General features: G+C 60.8%; 24 protein-coding genes. 10 read left to right on the top strand and 14 right to left on the bottom strand.

Annotated features, from left to right (window positions below; translation table 11 throughout):
• Positions 1–17 precede the first annotated feature (17 nt).
• Positions 18–395, top strand: coding sequence for a hypothetical protein (locus H043_RS0105490; protein ID WP_007964251.1), 378 nt, complete (start codon positions 18–20; stop codon positions 393–395).
• A gap of 140 nt (positions 396–535) precedes the next feature.
• Here H043_RS0105490 and H043_RS0105485 read toward each other — a convergent pair whose 3' ends face one another.
• Positions 536–745: a cold-shock protein gene (locus H043_RS0105485; RefSeq protein ID WP_003222087.1), complete on the bottom strand. Its 210-nt coding sequence runs from the start codon at positions 743–745 to the stop codon at positions 536–538.
• Between the two features lie 237 nt (positions 746–982).
• Here H043_RS0105485 and plsB point away from each other — a divergent pair, with 237 nt between their 5' ends.
• The 4 genes from plsB (at position 983) to H043_RS0105465 (ending at position 5,425) form a co-directional block, all read left to right on the top strand.
• Entirely contained in the window at positions 983–3,481 is a 2,499-nt protein-coding gene (gene plsB / locus H043_RS0105480; RefSeq protein ID WP_027611015.1) for a glycerol-3-phosphate 1-O-acyltransferase PlsB, read from the top strand.
• A 97-nt stretch (positions 3,482–3,578) separates the two neighbouring features.
• Positions 3,579–4,265: a hypothetical protein gene (locus tag H043_RS0105475; RefSeq protein ID WP_027611014.1), complete on the top strand. Its 687-nt coding sequence runs from the start codon at positions 3,579–3,581 to the stop codon at positions 4,263–4,265.
• A gap of 50 nt (positions 4,266–4,315) precedes the next feature.
• Positions 4,316–4,714 (top strand): YbaY family lipoprotein, encoded by a 399-nt coding sequence (locus H043_RS0105470; protein WP_003222082.1) that lies wholly within the window; start codon positions 4,316–4,318, stop codon positions 4,712–4,714.
• A 21-nt stretch (positions 4,715–4,735) separates the two neighbouring features.
• The gene (locus tag H043_RS0105465; protein WP_027611013.1) at positions 4,736–5,425 is read left to right on the top strand and encodes a DUF4197 domain-containing protein; all 690 of its coding nucleotides are present in this window, start codon (positions 4,736–4,738) and stop codon (positions 5,423–5,425) included.
• A gap of 63 nt (positions 5,426–5,488) precedes the next feature.
• Here H043_RS0105465 and H043_RS0105460 read toward each other — a convergent pair whose 3' ends face one another.
• From H043_RS0105460 to H043_RS0105450, 3 genes are all read right to left on the bottom strand, one after another.
• Entirely contained in the window at positions 5,489–5,884 is a 396-nt protein-coding gene (locus H043_RS0105460; protein ID WP_027611012.1) for a DUF6124 family protein, read from the bottom strand.
• A gap of 920 nt (positions 5,885–6,804) precedes the next feature.
• Complete coding sequence (locus H043_RS0105455; RefSeq protein ID WP_027611011.1) at positions 6,805–9,873, bottom strand: efflux RND transporter permease subunit; 3,069 nt, start codon at positions 9,871–9,873, stop codon at positions 6,805–6,807.
• Between the two features lie 6 nt (positions 9,874–9,879).
• Positions 9,880–10,980 (bottom strand): efflux RND transporter periplasmic adaptor subunit, encoded by a 1,101-nt coding sequence (locus H043_RS0105450; protein ID WP_027611010.1) that lies wholly within the window; start codon positions 10,978–10,980, stop codon positions 9,880–9,882.
• Between the two features lie 94 nt (positions 10,981–11,074).
• Here H043_RS0105450 and H043_RS0105445 point away from each other — a divergent pair, with 94 nt between their 5' ends.
• Complete coding sequence (locus tag H043_RS0105445; RefSeq protein WP_027611009.1) at positions 11,075–11,710, top strand: TetR/AcrR family transcriptional regulator; 636 nt, start codon at positions 11,075–11,077, stop codon at positions 11,708–11,710.
• A gap of 104 nt (positions 11,711–11,814) precedes the next feature.
• On the opposite strand, the gene H043_RS0105440 is transcribed toward H043_RS0105445, so the two are convergent.
• Positions 11,815–12,594 carry a class I SAM-dependent methyltransferase gene (locus H043_RS0105440; protein ID WP_177325607.1) on the bottom strand — a complete coding sequence of 260 codons (780 nt, stop codon included), beginning with the start codon at positions 12,592–12,594 and terminating at the stop codon, positions 11,815–11,817.
• A 96-nt stretch (positions 12,595–12,690) separates the two neighbouring features.
• Between H043_RS0105440 and H043_RS0105435 the strand changes: the two genes are divergently transcribed.
• Entirely contained in the window at positions 12,691–13,311 is a 621-nt protein-coding gene (locus H043_RS0105435) for a hypothetical protein (protein WP_027611007.1), read from the top strand.
• A 4-nt stretch (positions 13,312–13,315) separates the two neighbouring features.
• Here the strand turns inward: H043_RS0105435 and H043_RS0105430 are convergent, their stop codons facing one another.
• The 7 genes from H043_RS0105430 to ppc form a co-directional block, all read right to left on the bottom strand.
• A complete protein-coding gene (locus tag H043_RS0105430) occupies positions 13,316–14,011 on the bottom strand; it encodes an extensin family protein (RefSeq protein ID WP_027611006.1) in 696 nt (231 codons plus the stop codon).
• Positions 14,012–14,013: 2 nt separating this feature from the next.
• The gene (locus H043_RS0105425; RefSeq protein WP_027611005.1) at positions 14,014–14,850 is read right to left on the bottom strand and encodes an oxaloacetate decarboxylase; all 837 of its coding nucleotides are present in this window, start codon (positions 14,848–14,850) and stop codon (positions 14,014–14,016) included.
• Positions 14,851–14,883: 33 nt separating this feature from the next.
• Positions 14,884–15,744 carry a DUF72 domain-containing protein gene (locus H043_RS0105420; protein WP_027611004.1) on the bottom strand — a complete coding sequence of 287 codons (861 nt, stop codon included), beginning with the start codon at positions 15,742–15,744 and terminating at the stop codon, positions 14,884–14,886.
• Positions 15,744–16,052 (bottom strand): hypothetical protein, encoded by a 309-nt coding sequence (locus tag H043_RS0105415; RefSeq protein WP_003222071.1) that lies wholly within the window; start codon positions 16,050–16,052, stop codon positions 15,744–15,746. The genes H043_RS0105420 and H043_RS0105415 overlap by 1 nt, the downstream gene beginning before the upstream one ends.
• Before the next feature lie 256 nt (positions 16,053–16,308).
• Positions 16,309–16,983, bottom strand: a complete 675-nt coding sequence (gene tsaB / locus H043_RS0105410) for a tRNA (adenosine(37)-N6)-threonylcarbamoyltransferase complex dimerization subunit type 1 TsaB (RefSeq protein WP_027611003.1) — start codon at positions 16,981–16,983, stop codon at positions 16,309–16,311.
• Positions 16,984–17,076: 93 nt separating this feature from the next.
• Entirely contained in the window at positions 17,077–17,724 is a 648-nt protein-coding gene (gene adk, locus H043_RS0105405) for an adenylate kinase (protein WP_027611002.1), read from the bottom strand.
• A gap of 289 nt (positions 17,725–18,013) precedes the next feature.
• Positions 18,014–20,644, bottom strand: a complete 2,631-nt coding sequence (gene ppc / locus H043_RS0105400) for a phosphoenolpyruvate carboxylase (RefSeq protein WP_027611001.1) — start codon at positions 20,642–20,644, stop codon at positions 18,014–18,016.
• A 213-nt stretch (positions 20,645–20,857) separates the two neighbouring features.
• Here ppc and H043_RS0105395 point away from each other — a divergent pair, with 213 nt between their 5' ends.
• From H043_RS0105395 to H043_RS0105385, 3 genes are all read left to right on the top strand, one after another.
• Positions 20,858–21,202, top strand: coding sequence for a hypothetical protein (locus H043_RS0105395; protein ID WP_003222064.1), 345 nt, complete (start codon positions 20,858–20,860; stop codon positions 21,200–21,202).
• Positions 21,203–21,567: 365 nt separating this feature from the next.
• On the top strand, positions 21,568–21,972 hold the full coding sequence (locus tag H043_RS0105390; protein WP_007964219.1) for a DUF4398 domain-containing protein: 405 nt from the start codon (positions 21,568–21,570) through the stop codon (positions 21,970–21,972).
• Between the two features lie 56 nt (positions 21,973–22,028).
• Positions 22,029–22,817: an OmpA family protein gene (locus H043_RS0105385; RefSeq protein ID WP_007964218.1), complete on the top strand. Its 789-nt coding sequence runs from the start codon at positions 22,029–22,031 to the stop codon at positions 22,815–22,817.
• Between the two features lie 176 nt (positions 22,818–22,993).
• Here H043_RS0105385 and H043_RS0105380 read toward each other — a convergent pair whose 3' ends face one another.
• Together H043_RS0105380 and H043_RS0105375 are read right to left on the bottom strand one after the other, a co-directional pair.
• Entirely contained in the window at positions 22,994–23,323 is a 330-nt protein-coding gene (locus H043_RS0105380) for a hypothetical protein (protein WP_027611000.1), read from the bottom strand.
• The gene (locus H043_RS0105375; protein WP_027610999.1) at positions 23,320–24,225 is read right to left on the bottom strand and encodes an alpha/beta hydrolase; all 906 of its coding nucleotides are present in this window, start codon (positions 24,223–24,225) and stop codon (positions 23,320–23,322) included. The genes H043_RS0105380 and H043_RS0105375 overlap by 4 nt, the downstream gene beginning before the upstream one ends.
• Between the last annotated feature and the right edge of the window lie 142 nt (positions 24,226–24,367).

Here is a 24,367-nt window from a genome sequence, read left to right as displayed (position 1 = left end):
CCGCAGTGAGGACATCCATGCGCCAACCGGATATCGAGATTTACCTGAAAGACGCCGACGTCGACCACAAGGCGATTTCCGCCTGGCTCGGTGAGGCTCTGGGCCCGTGCAGCGACTGGGTACAGAAAGGCCAGACCTACAAGTGCAAGGCCGGCAACATCCCGGTGACCTGGCTGCCGAAAGCCGTGGGCAAGTGGAACAGCCTGTACCTGGAAAGCGATGCGACTCCATGGGACGACGACATCGCCTGCGCCCGCGCAGCCTTTGCTGCGCTGAACGTCGAAGTACGTTGCGCACCGGGCACGTGGGTCGAGGAAGAAGGTGAGGAAACGGCTGATCGCTGGATTCGCATCAGCGCCGACGGTGAAGAAGAGATCACCTGGAAAACCGCGTAATCCCGGGCAACACATATCCCATGTGGGAGCGGGCTTGCTCGCGAATGCGGTGTATCAGCTCCAGATGTGCTGAATGACACGACGCATTCGCGAGCAAGCCCGCTCCCACATTTGGTTTTGGGGTGTTTTGAAGGGTTGTATTACAGGCCTACAACGTCTTCTGCTTGCAATCCCTTCTCCCCCGTCACCACCGCATACTCAACCTGCTGACCTTCAGTCAGCGACCGATGCCCTTCGCCACGGATCGCGCGGTAGTGCACGAACACGTCCACCCCGTCGTCGCGCTGAATGAAGCCGTAGCCCTTGGCGTCGTTGAACCACTTCACATTGCCGGTTTCACGTGTTGCCATCTGTTCATACTCCTTTTTTATTATTGAACAGGCTTTTCGCAGGAAAGCCTTTGCGGAACGTCAGCCTGCGCCCGACGTCCATAAAGGGCCCCGGCGACAGATTGCCGAGTATATGACAGGCGCAAAAAGTCTCAACAGGAGATTACTTCGCCGCTTTTTTGCCGATTTTCGGTGAATACGGCAAACTGTCGACCTCCCGAGCAAACGCTCGGTTTTATTCACTCACGCAGAAGCCGTATGACCCGTTCCCCGTTCCGCCGTCTTGTGTTTGGCACCTTGCGCCGACTGTTGTACCTCTGGGTTCGCTCGGAGACGATCAACCAGTCGTCGTTCACCCTCAACCTCGACCGCAGTCGTCCGGTGTTCTACGTCCTGCAAAACCCTTCGCTCACCGATCTGGCGGTGGTCGACACCGAGTGCACCAAGGCCGGCCTGCCGCGTCCGGTGCTGCCAGTGTCGGTGGGGCCGTTGATCGAACCGGCGGCGTTTTTCTATCTGACGCCAGATCCGGACTGGCTCGGTCGTCAGGACAAGCGCGGCGCACCGCCGACCCTGACCCGTCTGGTCAGCGCCCTGACCCAGAACGCCGCCGAAGATGCGCAGATCATTCCGGTCAGCGTGTTCTGGGGCCAGTCGCCGGACAGCGAAAACAGTCCGTGGAAGCTGCTGTTCGCCGACAGCTGGGCGGTCACCGGGCGCTTGCGCCGACTGCTGAGCATCATCGTCCTCGGGCGCAAGACCCGCGTGCAGTTCTCCGCGCCGATCCACCTGCGCGAACTGATCGAGCACAACAAGGGCCACGAACGCACCGTGCGCATGGCCCAGCGCATCCTGCGCGTGCACTTCCGCAATCTGAAAGCCGCCGTCATCGGCCCGGACATCTCGCACCGTCGTAACCTGGTCAAAGGCCTGCTCAACCAGCCACTGGTCAAGCAAGCGATCCTCGACGAAGCCGAACGCGAGAACATCTCCCCGGAAAAAGCCAAGGCCCAGGCCCTGCGCTACGGCAACGAGATCGCCTCGGACTACACCTACACCGCGATCCGTTTTCTCGAAGTGGTGCTGAGCTGGTTCTGGAACAAGATCTACGACGGGATCAAGGTCAACCACATCGAAGGCGTGCAGAAGGTCGCCCAGGGTCACGAAGTGATCTACGTGCCGTGCCACCGCAGCCACATCGACTATCTGTTGCTGTCGTACTTGCTGTTCCGCAACGGCCTGACCCCGCCGCACATCGCCGCCGGGATCAACCTCAACATGCCGGTGATCGGCAGCCTGCTGCGCCGTGGCGGCGCGTTCTTCATGCGCCGCACGTTCAAGGGCAATCCGCTGTACACCTCGGTGTTCAACGAATACCTGCACACCCTGTTCACCAAAGGTTTCCCGGTGGAATACTTCGTAGAGGGCGGCCGCTCGCGCACCGGGCGCATGCTGCAACCGAAAACCGGCATGCTCGCGATCACGATGCGCAGCTTCCTGCGCTCATCGCGGATGCCGATCGTGTTCGTGCCGGTGTACATCGGTTACGAGCGCGTTCTTGAAGGCCGTACTTACCTTGGCGAACTGCGTGGCGCGAGCAAGAAGAAAGAGTCGATCTTCGACATTTTCAAAGTCATCGGTGCGCTCAAGCAGCGCTTCGGTCAAGTCGCGGTGAACTTCGGCGAGCCGATCAAACTGGCGGAATTCCTCGACAGCGAACAGCCAGACTGGCGCCAGCAGGAACTCGGCCCGCAGTACAAACCGGCATGGCTCAACGAGACCACCAACCGCCTTGGCGAGAAAGTCGCGCAGCACTTGAACGAAGCAGCGGCGATCAACCCGGTCAACCTGGTGGCGCTGGCGCTGCTGTCGACCACCCGCCTGGCGCTGGACGATCGAGCCATGGCGCGGGTGCTGGACCTGTATCTGGCGTTGCTGCGCAAAGTCCCTTACTCGCCGCACACGACCCTGCCGGAAGGCGATGGCCGTGCGCTGATAGAGCATGTGAAGGACATGGATCTGCTGTCCGAACAGAACGATGCGTTGGGCAAGATTCTCTATCTGGACGAGCAGAACGCTGTCCTGATGACCTACTACCGCAACAACGTGCTGCACATCTTCGCCTTGCCGGCGCTGCTGGCGAGCTTCTTCCAGAGCACCTCGCGCATGAGCCGCGAACAGATCCTGCGCTACACCCGCGCGTTGTATCCGTACTTGCAATCGGAGCTGTTCATTCGCTGGAGCCTGGAGGAACTGGACGGCGTGGTCGATCAATGGCTGGAAGCTTTCGTCGAGCAAGGCCTGCTGCGTTTCGAGAAGGACGTATACATGCGTCCGGCGCCAAGTTCGCGGCACTTTGTCCTGCTGACCCTGCTGTCGAAAAGCATCGCGCAGACCCTGCAGCGCTTCTACATGACCGTGTCCCTGCTGCTCAACAGCGGCCAGAACAGCATCAGCGCCGAAGAGCTGGAGGATCTGTGCACGGTCATGGCCCAGCGCCTGTCGATCCTCCACGGTTTGAACGCCCCGGAGTTCTTCGACAAGAGCCTGTTCCGCCACTTCATCCAGACCCTGCTCGACCTCGACGTGCTGCGCCGCGACGAAGCGGGCAAGCTGAGCTACCACGAACTGCTCGGCGAACTGGCCGAAGGCGCTGCCAAACGGGTGTTGCCGGCGGAGATTCGTCTGTCGATTCGTCAAGTGGCCTTGCATCGCAGTGAAGATGCCGCCGAAACAGCGGATACACCACAAGTCTGAAACTTGCTGACAACTAACGGGCGCGCACTTCAATGGCCCCGTTAGTTGATTCATGGATTAATAGGCGCAACCCACCAATCACGATACGGATATCGAGATGAGCCTGTTAAACGAAGAAACTTGCGCAGTAATCCTGGACTTCCGTCTACCGCCCGAATTCCACGCGCCTGCCGATGGTGTCAATGAAACCATTGTCAGCGTCAAAGTATTCAATTCCCAATCGCCTGTTAACATCAAGGACTGGCACCGTGCTGCGATCTTCGACGCCGGCTGGAAATTTGACTTCCCTCATCACTACGGCGATGTAGGCGTCAGGTACCAAGTCAATGTGCAGATCCTTCATGACCAAATACCCTTGCTGATCGAGCAGGACTACTTCGTCACTGTCAACAACACTCCCCATCGCCAAACCCTGCACCTGAGCCCGATCGGTTTTCTATATGTCGAGGCTCAAGAAGCCGAAATTGTTGCGCCAGAAGAAGCGGTCACCATCAGTCTGCATGAAGCAGAGTCTCCCGAAGTTGAGCTGGTGCATGTCAAACAAGACGAACAGTCAGTCTCCGGTTTTTATCTGAAATATGATCCTGACAGCGTTATACCCGGTAAACGCTATGCACTGACGGGTATTGAAAACCGCTACCATCAACGTCTTGTGATCTCACCTGAACAAGTCGAACTGGCTCCCGCGATGCCCAACACAAGCGCGCTGTCGTTTCAGAAATTAATGCAGTGGCTGGAAAAACCCTTACGTTTGTTCACTGACGCTGGCACCAAAATCCGCTAGATTTCCTTCGGCGCCGGGATTCTTCCGGCGCAACCGTCTCAGAGGCCCCGATGAAAAAACTCACCCTTCTCGCCGCAGCCACCCTGTTGAGCGCCTGCCAGTCGACCACCCCCGCCGGCAAAGTCGGCCTCGACGGCGAAGTGTTCTACCTGCAACGCATCGCCCTGCCACCGAGCGCGACTTTGAGCGTGAGCCTGCAGGACGTATCGCTGGCCGACGCCCCGGCGGTGGTCCTCGACGAACAGAAAGGCCCGGTCAAAGGCCAGGTGCCGCTGCCGTTCCACTTGAGTTACGATCCGGCCCAGGTCAAACCCGGCCACCGCTACTCGGTCAGCGCGCGCATCGAAGTCAACGGCGAGTTGATGTTCATCACCACCGAAAACCACGCCGTGCAACTGGACGGCAATGATCCGCAGCCGCTGAAAATCCGCGTCGACGCGATTCGCTAATTGTCTTTCAAGGAAGCTGCCATGTTCCGCCCTACCCTTCGCTTCGCCGGCCTGTGCGCGGGCCTGATGATCTCTGCCAGCGCCCTGGCACTGTCGCTCAGCGACCTCTCGCAACAAGACGCCACCGGCGGCCTCAAGGACGCCCTGACCCAAGGCGCGCAAATCGCCGTCAAACAACTCGGCACCCCGGGCGGCTTCAGCAACAACCCGGAAGTGAAAATCGAACTGCCGGGCAAACTCGGCAAAGTCGCCGGCAAGATGAAAGCCTTCGGCATGGGCGCCCAGGTCGACGAACTCGAAACCGCCATGAACAAGGCCGCAGAAAGCGCCGTGACCCAGGCCCAACCGATCCTCGTCGACGCCGTGAAGAAAATGACCGTGGCCGACGCCAAAGGCATCCTCAGCGGCGGCACTGACTCGGCCACCCAATACCTGGACAAAACCAGCCGCGAACAGATCCGCGCCAAGTTCCTGCCCATCGTCAAACAAGCCACCGACAAAGTCGGCGTCGCACAAAAGTACAACGCCTTCGCCGGCCAGGCCGCGACCCTCGGCGTGGTGGATGCGAAAAGCGCCAACGTCGAAAACTACGTCACTGAACAAGCGCTCAATGGCCTGTTCGAAATGATCGGCAAACAGGAACAAACCATCCGCAAGAATCCGGCTGCTGCAGCGACGGGGCTGGCGAAGAAAGTGTTCGGCACCTTGTAATTTTTGCCGCGGCACGAAAAAGCCCGCTGAACCGGTGAAGGTCAGCGGGCTTTTTATTGTGGGTCAGCCTTGCGGATCCACCTGATCGAGGACGCGGTTAACCGACAGCTCCGCGAGCGAAATCATCTGCTGGATACCGAGAAGCTGACTGCACGTCGGGCCGCTCAGGGTAAACGCCAACTCACTGGCCATGACATTGGCCGAGGCCAGCGTTTCACAGGCATGGGCCAGCAGGGTCTCGGAATCGACTTCGGGGAGAACAGTGAAGATTGTGCTGGGCTGAGTGACGGGTTTGGGCTGTTTTTCAGGCTGGGGCAGGAGGTAGTGATCGAGCGCACGCAGGGCTGCGTCGTGGAGCTTGCGCGAATCGAGGAAGGCGTAGGGGGAGACGGGGTCGGTTGGTCGTTCGGGGGTGGTTTCGGGTGCCGATTCTGGGGGATTTGGGGTGTGTTTGAACATGGTGGAACTCCTGAAGTAGTGGAGCCGCCACCATTCGCTGCGAAACGAATGCAGGGTGGCGGCTGTACGCAGGTTCGCAGACCGGGACTTCAGGCACCCGGCATACCCGAAGGTATCCCGCGCACAACCGCCATGACACAGGCATAAAAAAGCGCCCGCTTTCGGATGGTGGACGCTGTGCGTCTGAAGTTTAACCGGGCTGCGAAACCCGGTCGCTGATTTTTGCAGCGACAGACTCAGGCTAGAGATCGCGCTTCCGACGGGCAACCTGAAAACCTTGTGGGAAGGTTCTGGTTATCTGGAACATTTTTAAACAGACCAGAGAGGTTGGGTGGCTGGGCGGGCCTCTTCGCGAGCAAGCCCGCTCCCACAGTTGGATTGAGTGCAGGCAGTTGGAGAGTGGTCGGCTACTAGGCCGCCATCGCGAGCAGGCTCACTCCTACAGTGGGTTGGGTGAGTCAGTTAGAGCCTGGTCGGCTGTCAGGCCGCCTTCGCTGGCAAGCCAGCTCCCACAGAAAAGCAAAGCAGTCCAGACAGACCGCATGCTCTTCACCACTCAAATGGCCGAGTGTCAGCTCGCCGAAAGCTTTTGATCTTGCCTTGCCGGCCCCTTCGGCAGGCTGAGTGGAGGGGTTTGTCCGGGGGTGGGAGCGCAGCGACCGTTCGACGAAGTCGAACACATCGAGAGGAGGTGCAGCGAAGCAAACCGGAGGCGATGCCCCCGGATGAACCCCGCAACGAAGGAACCCGAGCCTAAGCGAGGGCCGTACGCCGGGGCCAAGACCTTTGCTTCCTTTGGGGCGTTTGCCAAAGGGAGTCGCCGTAAGGGCGAAACCGCCAGCCGCAACCCCCGAAGAAACGGATATTCACAAAGAACACCCAGAACCTGGTCGGCCCAAAGGCCGCCAAGTCCAAAACCATCAAGCGTCGCGACGCACTCGGAACCAGGCCGCATACAAAGCAGGCAAAAACAAAAGCGTCAAAGCCGTAGCCACAATCAACCCCCCCATGATCGCCACCGCCATCGGCCCGAAAAACACACTGCGCGACAAAGGAATCATCGCCAGCACCGCCGCCAAAGCCGTCAACACAATCGGCCGAAAACGCCGCACCGTCGCCTCGATAATCGCCTGCCAAGGCTTGAGACCAGAGGCAATATCCTGCTCGATCTGATCCACCAGAATCACCGAGTTGCGCATGATCATCCCCGACAGCGCGATCGTCCCCAGCATCGCCACAAACCCGAACGGCTGGCGGAACACCATCAGAAACAACACCACCCCGATCAACCCCAGCGGCGCCGTCAGAAACACCATCGCCGTGCGCGAGAAACTGCGCAATTGCACCATCAGCAACGTCAGCACCACCACAATGAACATCGGCACCCCGGCATTCACTGACTTCTGTCCACGCTCCGAATCTTCAACCGTACCGCCAACATCCAGCAGATACCCGTCAGGCAATTCGGCACGGATCGGATCCAGCGTCGGCTCGATCTGCTTCACCAGCGTCGCCGGCTGCTCCTTGCCGTAAATGTCGGCACGCACTGTCACGGTCGGCAGACGATTACGGTGCCAGATGATCCCTTCCTCAAACCCGTATTCCAGCGTGGCAATCTGCGACAGCGCCACACTGCGACCGTTATCGGTCGGCACCGCCAGACTCGGCAGCAACGTCAACTCGGTGCGCTCATGCACCGTGCCGCGCAGCAGAATCTCGATCAACTCGTTGTCCTCGCGGTACTGGCTGACACTCGAGCCGGTCAGCGAACTCTGGAGGAATTTCGCCAGATTGGCCGTGCTCACACCGAGCGCCCGCGCACGATCCTGATCGATGTTCAGGTACACCACTTTGCTCGGCTCTTCCCAATCCAGGTGCACGTTGACCACATGCGGGTTTTCGCGAACCTTGGCTGCCACTTTACGCGCCAGCGCACGGACTTCCTCGATGTGCTCACCGGTGACGCGGAACTGCACCGGATAACCAACCGGCGGACCGTTTTCCAGACGCGTGACCCGCGAACGCAGGGTCGGGAATTGCTCGTTAAGGGTCTCGATCAACCAGGTGCGCAGGGTCTCGCGCTCCTCGATGTTTTTCGCCAACACCACAAACTGGGCGAAGCTCGCCGCCGGCAGTTGTTGATCCAGCGGCAGGTAGAAACGCGGCGAGCCGGTGCCGACATACGCTACGTAGTTATCGATGCCGGCGTGATCCTTGAGCATCGCTTCCAGGCGTTTGACCTCCGCCGTGGTGTTGGCCAGCGACGCCCCTTCAGCGAGTTTCAGATCGACCATCAACTCCAATCGATTGGAGGCCGGGAAGAACTGCTGCGGGACGAAACGGAACAGCATCACCGACGCAATAAACAGCCCCACCGTCAGCACGATCACGGTTTTGCGATGCGCCACGCACCACTCCACCAGACGTCGAACCCGTTGATAAAACGGCGTGCCATACGGGTCGGCTTGCCCGTCAGCCGTGCCGTGTTTGGCCGCATGAATCTTTGCCAGATCCGGCAGGAGTTTTTCCCCCAGATACGGCACGAACATCACCGCTGCCACCCATGAGGCGAGCAAGGCGATGGTCACTACCTGAAAGATCGAACGGGTGTATTCGCCGGTGCCGGACTGCGCGGTGGCAATCGGCAGGAAGCCGGCGGCGGTAATCAGCGTACCGGTGAGCATCGGGAACGCGGTGCTGGTCCAGGCGTAGCTCGCGGCCTTGATCCGGTCGAAGCCCTGTTCCATTTTGATCGCCATCATTTCCACGGCGATGATCGCGTCGTCCACCAGCAAGCCCAGCGCCAGCACCAGCGCGCCGAGGGAGATCTTGTGCAGTCCGATGCCGAGGTAATACATGCAGGCGAAGGTCATCGCCAGCACCAGCGGAATGGTCAGCGCAACCACCATGCCGGTGCGCACGCCGAGGGAGAAGAAGCTCACCAGCAATACGATCGCCAGCGCCTCGACCAGCACCTGGACGAACTCGCCGACCCCGGTTTTCACCGCCGCCGGTTGGTCGGACACCTTGCGCAATTGCATGCCGGCCGGAAGGTTTTTCTGCAGGCGCGAGAACTCGCCTTCCAGCGCTTTGCCCAGCACCAGAATGTCGCCGCCGTCCTTCATCGCCACCGCAAGACCAATGGCGTCTTCGCCCATGAAGCGCATGCGCGGCGCCGGTGGATCGTTGAAACCGCGATGCACATCGGCGACATCGGAGATGCGGAACGTCCGGTCACCGACGCGGATCGGGAAGTTCTTGATCTCCTCGACCGTCTGAAAATTCCCCGAGACCCGCAGTTGCACGCGCTCGCTGCCGGTTTCAAAGAACCCGGCGGTGGACACCGCGTTCTGCTCTTGCAGCGCTTGCTGTACAGCCGCCAGTGGCAAACCGAGGGTGGCGAGTTTGACGTTGGACAACTCGACCCAAATCTTCTCGTCCTGCAAACCGAGCAGATCGACCTTGCCGACATCTTTGACCCGTTGCAGCTGAATCTGGATGCGATCGGCGTAATCCTTGAGCACCGCGTAATCGAAACCGTCGCCGGTCAGCGCATAGATGTTGCCGAACGTGGTGCCGAATTCATCGTTGAAGAACGGTCCCTGAATATCCGGCGGCAAGGTCTGACGAATGTCACTGACCTTCTTGCGCACCTGGTACCAGAGGTCGGGAATTTCCTTGGAATGCATCGAATCGCGGGCAATAAACGTGACCTGCGACTCACCCGGGCGGGAGAACGACACGATGCGTTCGTACTCGCCGGTTTCCATCAATTTCTTTTCGATGCGTTCAGTGACCTGACGCGAGACTTCCTGCGCGGTCGCCCCCGGCCAGCGGGTCTGGATGACCATAGCCTTGAAGGTGAACGGCGGGTCTTCGCTCTGGCCGAGCTTGGTGTAGGACAAGGCACCGACGATGGCCAGCAAAAGCATCAGGAACAGTACGATCTGGCGATTACGCAGCGCCCATTCAGAAAGGTTGAAGCGCATCGGGACTTACTCCTTGTCCGCCAGATTGACCACACGGTTGGAGCGATCCACAGGCCGCACCTGCTGACCCTCGAGCAATACGTGAACACCGGCGGCCACCACCCAGTCGCTGGCGTTGAGGCCTTCGAGCACCGGCACGCTTTTCTCGCCGAACGGGCCGATGCGCACTGGAGTCTTTTTCAGGGTGTTGTTGGCGTTGACGACCCAGACGTAGGTCGCGCCGTTCTCGGCAGTCAGGGCCGAAAGCGGCACCGACAGCGGCACAGCATCCGCCGATTGCACGAACACCCGGGCGCTCTGCCCGAGCTCAGCCGGGACTTTGCCGCTGGTGAACGAGATGCGCGCGGCGAAGGTGCGGGATTTCGGGTCGGCTGCCGGCGACAGTTCACGAATCTGCCCGGCGAAGCGCTGGTTCTGCTGCGTCCACAGTTCAACGGTCACTGGCTGGCCGACCTTGAACCGCCCGAAGCTCTGCTCCGGCAGGCTGATCGACACTTCACGCTCGCCATCGGTGGCGAGGGTGAACACGGTTTGCCCGGCGGCAACCACTTGCCCGACTTCCACCGAACGCTTGGCCACCACGCCGTCCTGCGGCGCGCGCAACACGGCGTAACTGGCCTGGTTGGTCGAGACGTTGAATTCGGCTTTGATCTGCTTGAGGCGCGCTTCGCCGGAGCGGTAGAGGTTTTCCGCGTTGTCGTAGGCCGAACGACTGACCATCTGCCGCTCCATCAAAGTCTTGTAGCGGTCACGCTCGGCGCGCACCAGGTTCAGATTGGCTTCGGCGGCGGCGACCTGTGCGCGGGTGGCTTCCAGTTGCAGGCGCACATCCTGCGGATCGAGCTCGGCCAATGGTTGATCAGCCTTCACGCGCTGGCCTTCCTCGACCAGTCGTCGGCTGACTTTGCCGCCAATGCGGAACGCCAGATCCGGTTCGTAACGGGCGCGCACCTCGCCCGGATAACTTTCCATCGCCTGCGCCGAAGGCTCTGGCTGCACCACCATGGCCGGTCGAACGCTGACTTGCGTCGCCTCTTCCTGACCGCATGCGGACAATAAAACAGCCAGGCTGACTGGCACGGCAAACGACAACGCATGGCGGAACATGGTGACGGACCTTTCGCTAATGGTGCTTGGAATATTTATACTGGCCGGTATGGTATTAATAGCAAACTCACCAGTCCAGTATTAAAAGCGAAGAATGTCGAACAATCTTGCAGCTCCAAACGGCCCGGGCCGTCCGAAGGATCCGGCCAAGCGCCGGGCGATCCTCGACGCGGCGAAAATCCTGTTTCTGAGTCACGGCTACGCCAACACCAGCATGGACGCGGTCGCCGCCGAGGCTGGCGTGTCGAAACTGACGGTTTACAGCCACTTCAACGACAAGGAGACGCTGTTCTCCTCTGCGGTGATGGCCAAATGCGAGGAGCAACTACCGCCGCTGTTCTTCGAATTGCCCGCCGGAATCCCCGTGGAAAATGTGTTGCTGAACATTGCCCGAGGCTTTCATCAACTGATCAACAGCGACGAGTCGGTGAATCTGCATCGCTTGATGATGGCGCTGGGCACGCAGGATCCGAAGCTGTCACAGATTTTCTACGACGCCGGTCCCGAGCGCATGGTGCAAGGCATGGAACGGTTGCTGAAACGCATCGACGAGACCGGCGCGCTGAGCATCGACCTGCCGCGTAATGCGGCCGAGCATTTCTTCTGCCTGATCAAGGGCGCAGGGAATTTTCGTTTGCTGTATTGCTGCGGTGAGCCGCTGAGCGAAGAGGCCTCAGAGAGTCATGTGCAGGAGGTAGTGGGGTTGTTCATGCGGGCTTACAGACCCTAGAGACCTGGTGATTGGTCTACCCCCTTCGCGAGCAGGCTCGCTCCCACATTTGAAATGCATTCCAATGTGGGAGCGAGCCTGCTCGCGAAGGCGGCGACGCGGTCTCAGGGTTTGAGTGCTTTCTTCGGGTAGATGTCATACCGGCTCGACTTGCCATCCAGCGCATGGCTCGGCTTCGGCCCCTCGATGCACGGCGCCTTGCGCGGGCGCTTGACCACCACCCGGTGTGTCGCCAGGGCCAGCGCCGCTTCGAGCAATGCCGGCGCATCCGGATCATCCCCGACCAGCGGCCGGAACAGGCGCATTTCCTTCTTCACCAGCGCGGTTTTCTCGCGGTGCGGGAACATCGGGTCGAGGTAGATCACCTGCGGTGGCTCGCCCTCCCAGTTGCGCATGACCTCGATCGAGTTGCCCTTGAGCAACTTCATCCGCGCGACAATCGGCGCCACGTCGAAATCTTCCGCTGCCCGCGCCAGACCATCCTCCAGCAACGCCCCGATCAGCGGCTGGCGTTCGATCAGGCTCATCTCGCAGCCCAGACTGGCCAGCACGAACGCGTCCTTGCCCAGCCCCGCCGTGGCGTCCAGCACCCGTGGACGCACACCTTGGGCGATGCCAACCGCCTTGGCGATCATCTGCCCGCTGCCGCCGCCGTACAGACGCCGGTGCGCCGCGCCCCCCTCGACAAAGTCCACCCGCACCGGTCCCGGCGCATCCGGGCCGAGCTGTTGCAGCTGCAAACCCTGCTCGCCAACCTGCAAGGCGAACTCGCCGTCGTCCTCCTGCAGCGGCAGGCCCAGGCGCTCGGCCCATTGCTCGGCTTGCGCTTCAAACGTCGGGTCGAGGGCCTGGACATGGATGCGGCAGGCCGCGGGTTGCTCAATCATGAAAACACGCTCAAAAAAGTTAAGGATCGGCAAAAAGTGGCCGATAAACCAATCAACGCGCATTTTGCCAGAGCTGAGCGTCAACCGAAAAAAATGTCAGGCATTCTTCCCACATCGATTGGCTACATTTCGCCCAAGGGCGACTTCAGCCGTCATAACACTCAAGCATTGGGCGGCGTCAGTCACCTGTGGCAGGATTTCTTTGCCCAGGCGATGGCCGAACAGACGAGTGATGTGGTGCCGGCCTGTGGCACCTTTCCACCGGTTGACCTGAACAGCCCGGAAGAACCGACCCTGGGCAGCGAGTTGCACGCGCACATCGTCGAGCAGCGTCAGTGCGACTTGGTCGAGACCGAAGTGCGCCCGCCGGAGCCGCTGTTCCTGCCGATCGCCGAGTTCGAAACCGATCTGCTGGACAAGCCGTTCCCACCGTTCCCGCCAGAAGAACTCAAAGCTCAGCAAGAGCAGCAGGACTTCGACAGCAGCTGGGTTCGCCCGATCGTAATCAACAACGGTCAGCCGGTGCCAGAGCCTGGCCCGGCGCCACAGAAGAAGCCGCTGTACCTGCCGATTGCCGAATTCGACCTCGACCTGCTGCAAAAACCTTATCCGCCGTTCCCGCCGGAAGAAATCGTCGAGCAGCAGAAGGCTTTGGACTTCGATAACGGTTGGGCGCGCCCGATCGTCCTGCAGAACCTGCGCCTCGCCGCCTGATCCCTCAGCGACACACGCTCCAGCGCCCGACATCGACATGAAAGTGATTGCGGTGGGCGGCGTTGTAATCCGGACTCAACACCACACTGAACGCCTCACAGGCGCCATCGCGCACCTGCCGCAGAAACTGCGCATCCTGATTCTGCTTCGGCCAGTCCTTGAGCACGCTGATAGGGCGCCCGTCCGCCAGACGAAAACCGGCAATGTCCAGCGCATCGGCACTGGCATGCCGGCTGAGCGCCCCGCTCTCGCGGTTATAGACATTGCGGCAGGCGAAGCTGCCGAGGTGATCAAGGCGCGCCACCCTCTGCCCGTAAACAGATTGCGCGGCGGGTTGCAGGGTATGCCGTTCAAACATCGCGTAAGCCACCGCCAGCGGACAACTGGCGAGGAAGCTGCTGCTCAGCGCCACCTCACCACCGCCCTGCACGCGCACGGTGCCGATCAGCGGGCACTTGGCATCGGGACTGTCGGCTTGCGCGGTGACGCGCAGACCCGAGTTGCTCAGGACTTGTGCGCATAATTCGGGATTGCCGCGCAGGCGCATCAGCTTGAAACCGGTCAGCCAGTTCGGCGCGGCCTTCACGTCCAGCGGCGCCCACGGGTTCCACTCGGCCGGCACATCGAGCCAGCCGCGCCAGACGCTGAACACGGCACCCGCGATGATCAGCAGTAGCGACAGCGCGATCCAGCGACCCATGCTCAGCCTTTGAAAAACTGATTGGCCTTGGCGTACGGCATCGACTGCGACGTAAAGCCGAAGGTGCCGCGCTGCTGGATCTCTTCAGCCGCGCGGAAGAACTCGCCGAACGCTGCCAAGGCCAGCGCCGAGCCGGTGCTGATCCTGCGCACACCCATTTCTTCCAACTCCCGTACGGTCAGTTTCAAACCGCCGGACATCAACACATTGACCGGCTTCGGCGCCATTGCGTGCACCACCGCCAACACCTCTTCGGCGCTGCGCAGACCCGGCGCATACAGCACGTCGGCACCCGCCTCGGCAAAGGCTTGCAGGCGGCGAATGGTGTCGTTGAGATCGGGATTGCCGTGCAGGTAGTTTTCCGCGCGGGCAGTCAGGATGAAGGGAAATGGCAGCGTGCGCACCGCAGCGACGGCGGCCTCGATGCGTGCAACGGCGTGTTCGAAGCAGTAGATCGGTGCGTCGGCACGGCCCGTGGCATCTTCGATCGAACCGCCCACCGCGCCGGACTCGGCCGCACGCAGCAAGCTTTTGGCGCACTCGGCCGGGTCATCGGCGAAACCGTTTTCCAGGTCCACCGCTACCGGCAAATCCGTGGCCGCGACAATCGCCCGGACGTTGGCCAGGGTGTCATCGAGACTCAGGGCGCCGTCGGCCTTGCCCTGGGAAAACGCGTAACCGGCGCTGGTGGTCGCCAACGCCTGATAGCCCAGACTGGCGAGCATCTTCGCCGAGCCGGCATCCCACGGGTTGGGAATCACGAAAATCCCCGCACCTTCATGCAGGGCCTTGAAGGCCTGGGCTTTGCGGGTTTGTTCTTGAAGGGCGTGGGCGTCCATCGGCAGGCTCCTGGGCAGGGGAAAAATCCGCCTTCAGAGCAAGCCGAGTTGCTCGGCGGCGGGTTCTCTGTATAGCTCAGGCAGGGATGGCAGGCCAGGCAAACGTTGCATCAATTGTGCGTGAAAACGTTGCGCCAGCTTCGCCGCCATGACGTTGTCGGCGGTATGCAGAAAGATGTACGGCGTGCGGCCCTCTTCGATCCACTCGGCGATTTTCGTCACCCACGGCACCAGGAACGGATCATTGGCTTCCAGCTCCGGGTGGCCAATGAAGCGCACCTGCGGGAACTGGGTAAACGCCGCCGGACGGGTCGGCACCCGCGGCTTTTTCGATTGCGCGTGGATCACCGAAGACTCGGTCGACAGGCAACTGAACAGCGCCCGTGGATCGAGGCAGATGCGCTCCACGCCACGGTCGAGCAGCAGACGATTGAGCAGGCGTTCGCTCTCGCCCTTGGCGAAGAACTGCTCGTGACGCACTTCCACCGCCAGTGGCCGGTCCAGCGCGTCGATGAACGCGGTCAGCTCCGGCAGACGATGCGGGGTGAAGCTTTTCGACAATTGCAGCCACAGCGGCGAAACACGTTCGCCGAGCGGGCTGAGAAGATTCACGAAGGTTTCGACGGCGGTCAGTTGATCACGCAGATCACCGCTGTGGCTGATGTCGCCGGGAAACTTGGCGGTGAAGCGAAAGTGTTCGGGCATGGTCTCGGCCCAACGCTGCACGGTGGCCGGCGAGGGGCTGGCGTAGAAGGTCGTGTTGCCTTCGACGGCGTTGAACACTTGGGAGTAGAGAGCGAGGAAGTCGGAGGTCTTGGCGTCTTCGGGGTACAGATACTCGCGCCAGGCGTTTTCACTCCAGGACGGACAACCGAGGTAGTAAGGCAGATCCATCAGATGTACAGGTCGAGGCCCAGCACATCCGCATCCCAATCGACAAAACCGGCGGTGCTCAGGTAGCTGGCCAAGGCCATCGCTACGCTTTTGCTCATGGCGCGGTGATAAATCATGTCTTGCTGACGGGCAGGCAGATTGGCCAGGCGTTGTGCGGAGGCTTTGGCAGCGCGGGCGGCCAGTTGCTCTTCAGTCGGGAATTCCAGCTCGCCGTCGATATCGTCGACGGACTCATCCAGCGCCACATTGCCTTTGCGAGGCTTGCGCTTGATCGGGTAGGACTGAGAGGAAAGGCCGTCTATACGCATAATTTCATGCTCGGTATCGATGATGGCAATTTAGCGGCACCTGACCGACTTAGCAAACTGCCGAGTGATAACTAGAACACATAAAGCGCAAAAGGTTTAAAACGGGGAGTTGGAAACTGACGATTGGCAGTGACTTTAAGTGAACACCGAACCTGTGGGAGCGGGCTTGCTCGCGAAAGCGGTGTGTCAGGCACTTGGATAGAGACTGACATGACCTCTTCGCGAGCAAGCCCGCTCCCACAGGTTTTGTGGTGAATCAGCGAGCCTTCGGGGTGGCGACTTTGTCGCGCAGGTAAACCGGTTGCGCATCATCCGCCGGGATCGACTCGCCGCGTTCCCAGGCAAACCGCGCCAGGGTCAGCAGGTCTTCGGCGTGAGGCAGCATGCCGGCATCGGAACCGCTCGGTTTGACCGCGATCCGCTCACCGTAACCCCAACCGGTACCGGCACCGAACCATTCGCCGCTGGCATCGGCCGGCAGCGCCGCGACTTCCGGCGGCAGCACCGCTTCGGCACCGACCAGACGCATCTCACCGGCCGTCTCGCGGTAGCAGCCCCAATACACTTCATCCATCCGCGCATCAATGGCCGCCGCGACCTGGCTGACGCCGTGTTCGCGATACGCACGTTGCGCCAGTACGGCGAGGTTCGACACCGGCAACACCGGACGATCCAGCGCGAACGCCAGCCCCTGCACCACGCCGATGGCAATCCGTACACCGGTAAACGCACCCGGCCCACGACCGAACGCGATCGCATCAACCGCTTGCAGCGTGGTGCCGGCGTCGGCCAGCAGTTGCTGGATCATCGGCAGCAGTTTCTGCGCGTGCAGACGCGGGATCACCTCGTAATGACTCGTGACCTTGCCGTCATGCAGCAAGGCAACGGAGCAAGCTTCGGTCGCGGTGTCCAGGGCCAGCAAGGTGCTCATCGATGTATCCAAAACAGGTGGTGGAAAAAGTGCGTCAGTATAAACAACTACGGCCCGCAAGCGGGCCGTGGATGATGCAGCCGATCAGCTTTTTCAGCTCAGCGCTTCGAGCACCTTGGCGGTGATCGCTTCAACCGAACCAACGCCCGGAATATGGCTGTACTTCGGCTTGCCGTTGGCAGCGGAAAGCTTCTGGTAGAAGTCCACCAGCGGCTTGGTCTGCGAATGGTAGACCGACAGGCGATGACGCACGGTTTCTTCGGTGTCGTCCTTGCGCTGCACCAGCTCTTCGCCAGTGATGTCGTCTTTGCCAGCGATTTTCGGCGGGTTGTAGACGATGTGGTAAACGCGGCCGCTGGCCTCGTGAACGCGACGACCGGCGATACGCTGAACGATTTCTTCGTCTTCAACAGCGATTTCAACCACGGCGTCCAGCTCGACACCGGCAGTTACCAGCGCTTCGGCCTGTGGAATGGTGCGCGGGAAACCGTCGAACAGAAAGCCGTTGGCGCAGTCTGGTTGAGCGATGCGATCCTGCACCAGCGCGATGATCAGGTCATCCGACACCAGGCCGCCGGCATCCATGATGCTCTTGGCTTGAACGCCCAGCGGAGTGCCAGCCTTGACCGCTGCACGCAGCATGTCGCCGGTGGAGATTTGCGGAATGCCGAATTTCTCGGTGATGAACTTAGCCTGAGTACCTTTACCGGCCCCGGGAGCTCCCAGCAGAATGACGCGCATCGATGTGCTCCTCAATTTTTTATATAGAAAACAACAGGATTCGCCTCTTTGGGCCAATCTTAAAAAACGGGTCGTGGCCGCACAAACGGCCAAAGGCTGATCAAGATACACAGCAGGCTGCGCCCACACAAGACGCCAAAAGTCGGAGAAACCGGCGCCCGCCGCGACCTTGCGACGCGGTAACCCAAGTCGCAACCCCATCACTAACTGTCGCCTGACCGCACTTTCTCCCTGTGTACAAAGCGGCACCCGGCCTGTGCACCGGGTGCCTGATGCCACCGCAAAAACCTTAGCCGGTATTGCGCAACCCGGCGGCAATCCCCGCCACAGACACCAGCAGCGCCTGCTCCACCGGGCTGCCCTGCTCGACATTTTGCTGCCGTGATCGGGCCAACAGCTCAGCCTGCAATAGATGTAGCGGATCAAGATAAGTGTTGCGCAGACGGATGAATTCCAGGGTCTCTGGGCTATGTGCCAGCAGCTGCGACTGCCCGGTCAGACCAAGCACCACCGCACACGCCTGCGACAATAGGTCGCGTAACTGCGCGCCCAACGGCAGCAAGTCCGGCTCGACCAGACGCTGGTCGTACGACAGCGCGATGTCAGCGTCGGCCTTGGCCAGGACCATTTCCAGCATGTCGATACGGGTGCGAAAGAACGGCCACTGTTCGCGCATCCGCCCGAGCAGTTCGCCTTCGCCGCGCTCCAGCGCCTTGCTCAGCGCAGTTTCCCAGCCGAGCCAGGCCGGCAGCATCAGCCGCGTTTGCGTCCAGCCGAAAATCCACGGGATCGCCCGCAGGCTCTCGATCCCACCGGCACGGCGCTTGGCCGGACGGCTGCCAAGGGGCAAGCGCCCCAGTTCCTGCTCCGGCGTCGATTGGCGGAAATACTCGACGAACTGCGGATTTTCACGCACCACGGCGCGGTACGCGGCGACGCCATCGGCGGCCAGTTCATCCATCAGGTGTCGCCATTCGGGCGTCGGTGGCGGTGGTGGCAACAACGTCGCTTCCAGCACGGCAGCCAGATACAGATTGAGGTTCTGCTCGGCGATGTCCGGCAGGCCGAATTTGAATCGAATCATTTCGCCCTGCTCGGTGGTGCGGAAGCGCCCCGCCACCGAGCCCGGCGGCTGCGACAGAATCGCCGCGTGCGCCGGACCGCCGCCACGGCCCACGGTGCCACCGCGACCGTGGAACAACAGCAGTTCGACTTGCTGCTCGCGGCAGATCTCCACCAGCCGCTCCTGCGCGCGATATTGCGCCCACGCCGCCGCGGTGGTGCCGGCGTCCTTGGCCGAGTCGGAATAACCGATCATCACTTCCTGCGGGCCTTGCAGCCTCGCGCGGTAGCCCGGCAGCAGCAACAGACGCTCCATCACCGGCCCGGCGTTGTCGAGGTCGGCGAGGGTTTCGAACAGCGGCACCACGCGCATCGGCCGCAGCACGCCGGACTCTTTCAGCAGCAATTGCACCGCCAGCACGTCGGAGGCGGCGCCCGCCATCGAGATCACGTAGGAACCCAGCGAGGCGCCCGGTGCGGCAGCGATTTCCTTGCAAGTGGCGAGCACTTCAGCGGTGTCGGCGGACGGTTTGAAATGCGCCGGCAACAACGGGCGACGATTGCTCAATTCGCGGGTGAGGAAGCTGATGCGCTGTTCTTCATCCCAGTCTTCGTAGCGACCGAGGCCGAGGTAGTCGGTGATTTCGGTCATCGCCGAGCTATGCCGCGTCGAGTCCTGACGCACATCGAGGCGCACCAGGAACAGGCCGAAGGTTACCGCCCGGCGCAGACAATCGAGCAACGGCCCGTCGGCGATCACGCCCATGCCGCACTCGTGCAGCGAGTTGAAGCACAGCTCCAGCGGATCGAGCAGATCGCGGTTGTTGTGCAACACGTCGGCTGGCGCTGGCGTTGTTGCGCTCAGCGAGGCGTGCGCCCAGTTGCGCGTGGCGCGCAGGCGTTCGCGCAATTGCTTGAGCACCGCCCGGTAAGGTTCGGCGCTGTCGCCGGCCTTGGCCTTGAGCGCATCGCTGGCCTGCTGCATCGACAGCTCGGCCGCCAGGTGATCGACATCGCGCAGATACAGGTCGGCAGCCATCCAGCGCGCCAGCAACAGCACTTCGCGGGTCACTGCGGCCGTGACATTCGGGTTGCCGTCACGGTCGCCACCCATCCACGAGGCAAAGCGAATCGGCGCCGCCTCCAGTGGCAAGCGCAGGCCCGTCGCTTCATACAGCGCCTTGTCGGCCTTGCGCATATGATTGGGGATCGCCTGCCACAGCGAGTGTTCGATCACCGCAAATCCCCATTTCGCTTCGTCGACCGGGGTCGGTCGGGTGCGGCGGATTTCTTCGGTGTGCCAGGCTTCGGCGATCAGCCGTTGCAGGGTGTTCTGGATCTGTTCGCGCTCGGCGCTGGTCAGGTCGCGATGATCCTGGGCGGCCAGTTGCGCAGCGATCGCGTCGTACTTCTGGATCAAGGTGCGCCGCGCCACCTCGGTCGGGTGCGCGGTCAGCACCAGTTCGATTTCCAGGCGCGCCAGTTGCCGGGCCAGCGATTCGGCGCTGTGACCTTCATTGCGCAGGCGGGCGAGCAGTTCCGGCAGCACGCGGGACTCGAACGGCGCGGGCTGCGACTCTTCGCGGCGATGAATCAGCTGATACTGCTCGGCGATGTTCGCCAGGTTGAGAAACTGGTTGAACGCCCGCGCCACCGGCAGCAGTTCGTCTTCGCTCAACTGATTGAGGCTGGCGCTGAGTTCGGCGTCCATCGAGCCACGGCGGTCGGCCTTGGCGCCCTTGCGAATCTGCTCGATCTTGTCGAGAAATTCCTCGCCGTACTGGTCACGGATGGTATTGCCCAACAGCTCACCGAGCAGGTGAACGTCCTCGCGCAAGCGTGCATCAATATCGGTCATCAGCAGTTCTCCAGCGTTAATCGGGACGGCGCAGAAACGAATGCTTTGCCCAGAGAGTGCCGCTCTACGGCGCTTCTTACAAGCAGACGACGAAGGGACTTTAAACCTTGGGGCTTGGAGCTAGTCTCAACAGTAAGCCGCACAACGGCTTGCCGCCGGCCCCGCCGGACACTCACCCAGGCCTGCCACGAGCAGGCGCGAAATGAGGTCATCATGAAAATTCGTGAACTCGCCCAGCATTGGGAAGAAAACGCCAAGGGTCGACTGACCGACACTGGCTACACGATTCATCTGGACGTCGAGGCCGCTGCACGACTGGCGGCGATCGCCGAGATGTACCCCAAACGCCACCCGGAAGAACTGCTCGGCGAACTGATCGGCGCCGCGCTCGAAGAATTCGAGGCGAGCCTGCCGTATGTGAAAGGTTCGACGGTGGTGGCGACTGATGAGGAAGGTGATCCGCTGTATGAAGATGTCGGGCCGACACCGCGGTTTCTGGCGCTTTCTCGCCGGCATCTGCAGGATTTATCCGCCGCTGCCGGCAAGCAAAAGCACTGACACAACCCCATCAAACTGTGGGAGCGAGCCTGCTCGCGATAGCGTCAGAACAGTCACCTCTACAGTGCCTGACAGACTGCTTTCGCGAGCAGGCTCGCTCCCACATTGACTGTATTGAACTTCAAAAATCCCACACTTTTTACCCCGCGCGTACCTCTCCCCGCCACCAAAGTTCCCGGTTTAGAGCCTTGTCCATCTGGTCAAAAAAAAATTTGGGGATAGGCCATCTTTTCTGAACTTTTGAAAAACGCCTCCGGTCGGAAGCTGTAACCACGCCTGGAACGAGCGTTTCAAAAACGCGCTTTTACACGACGCTTGCGGCTCCTCGACCAGGATGGATTTTCGGTTTTATCAGGAGTTAAACAATGGAGTTGAAGACCATGAAGACCCAAACCTCGTTCTCCCACCTGCGCGGTCTGAAACTGGCTGCTCTGGCTATCGGTACCAGCTTCGTTCTGGCCGGTTGCGCCGGTAACCCGCCGACCGAGCAGTACGCCGTGACTCAATCGGCCGTCAACAGCGCCGTCAGCGCCGGTGGTACCGAGTTCGCTGCAGTGGAAATGAAGCAGGCTCAGGACAAGCTCAAGCAAGCCGAAATTGCCATGCACGACAAGAAGTATGAACAGGCTCGCACCCTCGCCGAACAAGCTGAATGGGACGCTCGCGTAGCAGAACGCAAGGCTCAGGCTGCCAAGGCCGAACAGGCTGTGAAGGATTCCCAGAAAGGTGTTCAGGAACTGCGTCAGGAAAGTCAGCGCACCGTGCAGTAAGCGCGCATCCCGAATCGCAAAGCTGAAACTTTTATCGATAGAAAGGACGACAAATTATGCGTAAGCAACTGATGATCCCCGCTCTTCTGGCCGCAAGCGTTGCCCTGGCTGCCTGCTCTACTCCGCCTAACCCGAACCTGGAACAGGCGCGCACCAACTACGCCGGCCTGCAGGCCAACCCACAGGCGAGCAAAGTCGCTGCCCTGGAAACCAAGGACGCCAGCGATTACCTGGACAAGGCCGACAAGGCTTATCTGGACAAGCAAGACGCAGCCAAGGTTGACCAACTGGCCTACCTGACCAACCAGCGCGTGGAAGTGGCCAAGCAGACCATCGCCCTGCGCACCGCTGAAAACAACCTGAAAAACGCTGCCGCGCAACGTGCCCAGGCGCGTCTGGACGCTCGTGATCAGCAGATCAAACAACTGCAGCAGAGCCTGAACGCCAAGCAGACCGATCGCGGTACCCTGGTGACCTTCGGTGACGTGCTGTTCGCCACCAACAAGGCTGACCTGAAATCCAGCGGTCTGGTGAACATCAACAAACTGGCACAATTCCTTCAGGAAAACCCTGATCGCAAAGTGATCGTCGAGGGTTACACCGACAGCACCGGCGCGGCTTCGTACAACCAGTCGCTGTCCGAGCGTCGTGCCACCTCGGTACAAGTCGCTCTGATCAAGATGGGCGTAGATCCTTCGCGCATCGTGGTTCAGGGTTATGGCAAGGAATACCCGGTTGCCGATAACAGCAGCGTCTCGGGTCGTGCGATGAACCGTCGTGTGGAAGTGACCATTTCCAATGACAACCAGCCAGTGATGCCACGTTCGGCGGTCAGCTCGAACTAAGCAACACGCGCTAACGCAAAAGCCCCGCCTGAGTGATCAGGCGGGGCTTTTTTTGGCCTTACACATTCCCCTCTTGTGGGAGCGGGCTTGCTCGCGAAAGCGCTGGATCAGTCGGAATATAGAGTGACTGACACACCGCTTTCGCGAGCAAGCCCGCTCCCACAGTTTTTATCGGGTTATGGTTCGCGTTTTTGTGGGGTTTCCTGGCCCATGCAGCGCACGGCTTTTTTCTGCGCATTGATCAGCACCCCGGTCAGGCCTTTCTGCTCGGTGTCGAACAGCACCAGCACGCCATCGATGCACTGCGCCACTTGCGGCGCCGGGTCCAGTGAGACTTTGTAGTCTTCGCCCGGCACGGTCTTGAGCATGGTGAATTCGTTGAGCAGCAGCGCATCCTCGGGTTTGGCGAAGTGCAGGTAACCGTAGTACCACAGGGCGCCGACGGTGCCGAGGATGCTGCAGATACCGGTGATGATCAGCGGGATGGCGTTACGTTCTTCAGTCATTGCGGACTCTCATCTTCAGAATTCGGGGGTTGCGGATAATTCGGGATCTCGCCGAGGCGGCGCAGGCCGTTGAAATGCTCGGGGTCTTCCAGATAGCGCAGCATCACCTGGCGCCAGACCGGGTCGCCGAAGGTCTGCACGTGGCCGCCGCGGGTCAGCTGCAGCACACGCGGTGGCGGCGCTGCCTGATACAGGCGGATGGCGTTGGCCATTGGCACCAGCGGGTCATCGATGCTGTGAAAGATCAGTTTCGGCACGCCCGTGAGCTGCGGCATCGAGTTGATCGCGCTGTCGCCGTCCGGCACCAGCCACGACAGCGGCACCTGAAACGGCCAGGTCAGCCATGAAGTGCTGAGGGCATACTGGCCGACGCTGCGGTAACTGGCGGGCACACCGTCGAGCACGAAGGCCTTGAGTTGCTTCTGCCGCTCCGGGTGCTGCACCAGCCAATGCACGGCCATCGAGCCGCCGAGGCTCTGGCCGAGGAGGATCAGCGGCTTGCCTTTGACCTCTGGCGCCTTGTCGAGCCAGGCGAACGCGGCGTCGATGTCCTGATAGATCGCCGGCAGGCTCGGCTTGCCCTCGGACAAGCCATACCCGCGATAGTCCACCAGCAGCACCTGATAACCATTTTTCGGCAACCACCAACTGCCGCCGAGGTGCATCGGCAGGTTGCCGCCGTTGCCGTGCAGGTGCAGGACTGTGCCTTTGACTTCGACGCCAGGTTTGGCCGGTAGCCACCAGGCGTTCAGCTTCAAACCATCCGCCGTGACCAATGTGACGGTGCGGTATTCGAGCTTGGCTTTTTCCGGGGTGAAGATCTGGCCCGGCTCGGGGTAGAACAACAACGAACTGCAACCACTGAGGGTTAGGAGCAGGCAAAGGATGCCGAGGATTCTCATCCGGTGAAACCTCGCAAAAATTGAGAGCTAAACACAAATCAAAAATTGTGGGAGCGGGCTTGCTCGCGAAAGCGGTGCATCAGCCAACATTAATGTTGAATGTGAAATCGCATTCGCGAGCAAGCCCGCTCCCACAGGGGAA

Origin of the sequence: Pseudomonas sp. URIL14HWK12:I6, assembly GCF_000514195.1 — a bacterium.
Lineage (GTDB): Bacteria > Pseudomonadota > Gammaproteobacteria > Pseudomonadales > Pseudomonadaceae > Aquipseudomonas > Aquipseudomonas putida_A.
This window is presented reverse-complemented; position numbering and strand designations above follow the sequence as displayed.

Coding starts and splice junctions, on each gene's coding strand:
- H043_RS0105490 (WP_007964251.1), top strand. CDS start 18: ATGCGCCAACCGGATATCGAGATTTACCTGAAAGACGCCGACGTCGAC.
- H043_RS0105485 (WP_003222087.1), bottom strand. CDS start 745: ATGGCAACACGTGAAACCGGCAATGTGAAGTGGTTCAACGACGCCAAG.
- plsB (WP_027611015.1), top strand. CDS start 983: ATGACCCGTTCCCCGTTCCGCCGTCTTGTGTTTGGCACCTTGCGCCGA.
- H043_RS0105475 (WP_027611014.1), top strand. CDS start 3,579: ATGAGCCTGTTAAACGAAGAAACTTGCGCAGTAATCCTGGACTTCCGT.
- H043_RS0105470 (WP_003222082.1), top strand. CDS start 4,316: ATGAAAAAACTCACCCTTCTCGCCGCAGCCACCCTGTTGAGCGCCTGC.
- H043_RS0105465 (WP_027611013.1), top strand. CDS start 4,736: ATGTTCCGCCCTACCCTTCGCTTCGCCGGCCTGTGCGCGGGCCTGATG.
- H043_RS0105460 (WP_027611012.1), bottom strand. CDS start 5,884: ATGTTCAAACACACCCCAAATCCCCCAGAATCGGCACCCGAAACCACC.
- H043_RS0105455 (WP_027611011.1), bottom strand. CDS start 9,873: ATGCGCTTCAACCTTTCTGAATGGGCGCTGCGTAATCGCCAGATCGTA.
- H043_RS0105450 (WP_027611010.1), bottom strand. CDS start 10,980: ATGTTCCGCCATGCGTTGTCGTTTGCCGTGCCAGTCAGCCTGGCTGTT.
- H043_RS0105445 (WP_027611009.1), top strand. CDS start 11,075: ATGTCGAACAATCTTGCAGCTCCAAACGGCCCGGGCCGTCCGAAGGAT.
- H043_RS0105435 (WP_027611007.1), top strand. CDS start 12,691: ATGTCAGGCATTCTTCCCACATCGATTGGCTACATTTCGCCCAAGGGC.
- H043_RS0105430 (WP_027611006.1), bottom strand. CDS start 14,011: ATGGGTCGCTGGATCGCGCTGTCGCTACTGCTGATCATCGCGGGTGCC.
- H043_RS0105425 (WP_027611005.1), bottom strand. CDS start 14,850: ATGGACGCCCACGCCCTTCAAGAACAAACCCGCAAAGCCCAGGCCTTC.
- H043_RS0105420 (WP_027611004.1), bottom strand. CDS start 15,744: ATGGATCTGCCTTACTACCTCGGTTGTCCGTCCTGGAGTGAAAACGCC.
- H043_RS0105415 (WP_003222071.1), bottom strand. CDS start 16,052: ATGCGTATAGACGGCCTTTCCTCTCAGTCCTACCCGATCAAGCGCAAG.
- tsaB (WP_027611003.1), bottom strand. CDS start 16,983: ATGAGCACCTTGCTGGCCCTGGACACCGCGACCGAAGCTTGCTCCGTT.
- adk (WP_027611002.1), bottom strand. CDS start 17,724: ATGCGCGTCATTCTGCTGGGAGCTCCCGGGGCCGGTAAAGGTACTCAG.
- ppc (WP_027611001.1), bottom strand. CDS start 20,644: ATGACCGATATTGATGCACGCTTGCGCGAGGACGTTCACCTGCTCGGT.
- H043_RS0105395 (WP_003222064.1), top strand. CDS start 20,858: ATGAAAATTCGTGAACTCGCCCAGCATTGGGAAGAAAACGCCAAGGGT.
- H043_RS0105390 (WP_007964219.1), top strand. CDS start 21,568: ATGGAGTTGAAGACCATGAAGACCCAAACCTCGTTCTCCCACCTGCGC.
- H043_RS0105385 (WP_007964218.1), top strand. CDS start 22,029: ATGCGTAAGCAACTGATGATCCCCGCTCTTCTGGCCGCAAGCGTTGCC.
- H043_RS0105380 (WP_027611000.1), bottom strand. CDS start 23,323: ATGACTGAAGAACGTAACGCCATCCCGCTGATCATCACCGGTATCTGC.
- H043_RS0105375 (WP_027610999.1), bottom strand. CDS start 24,225: ATGAGAATCCTCGGCATCCTTTGCCTGCTCCTAACCCTCAGTGGTTGC.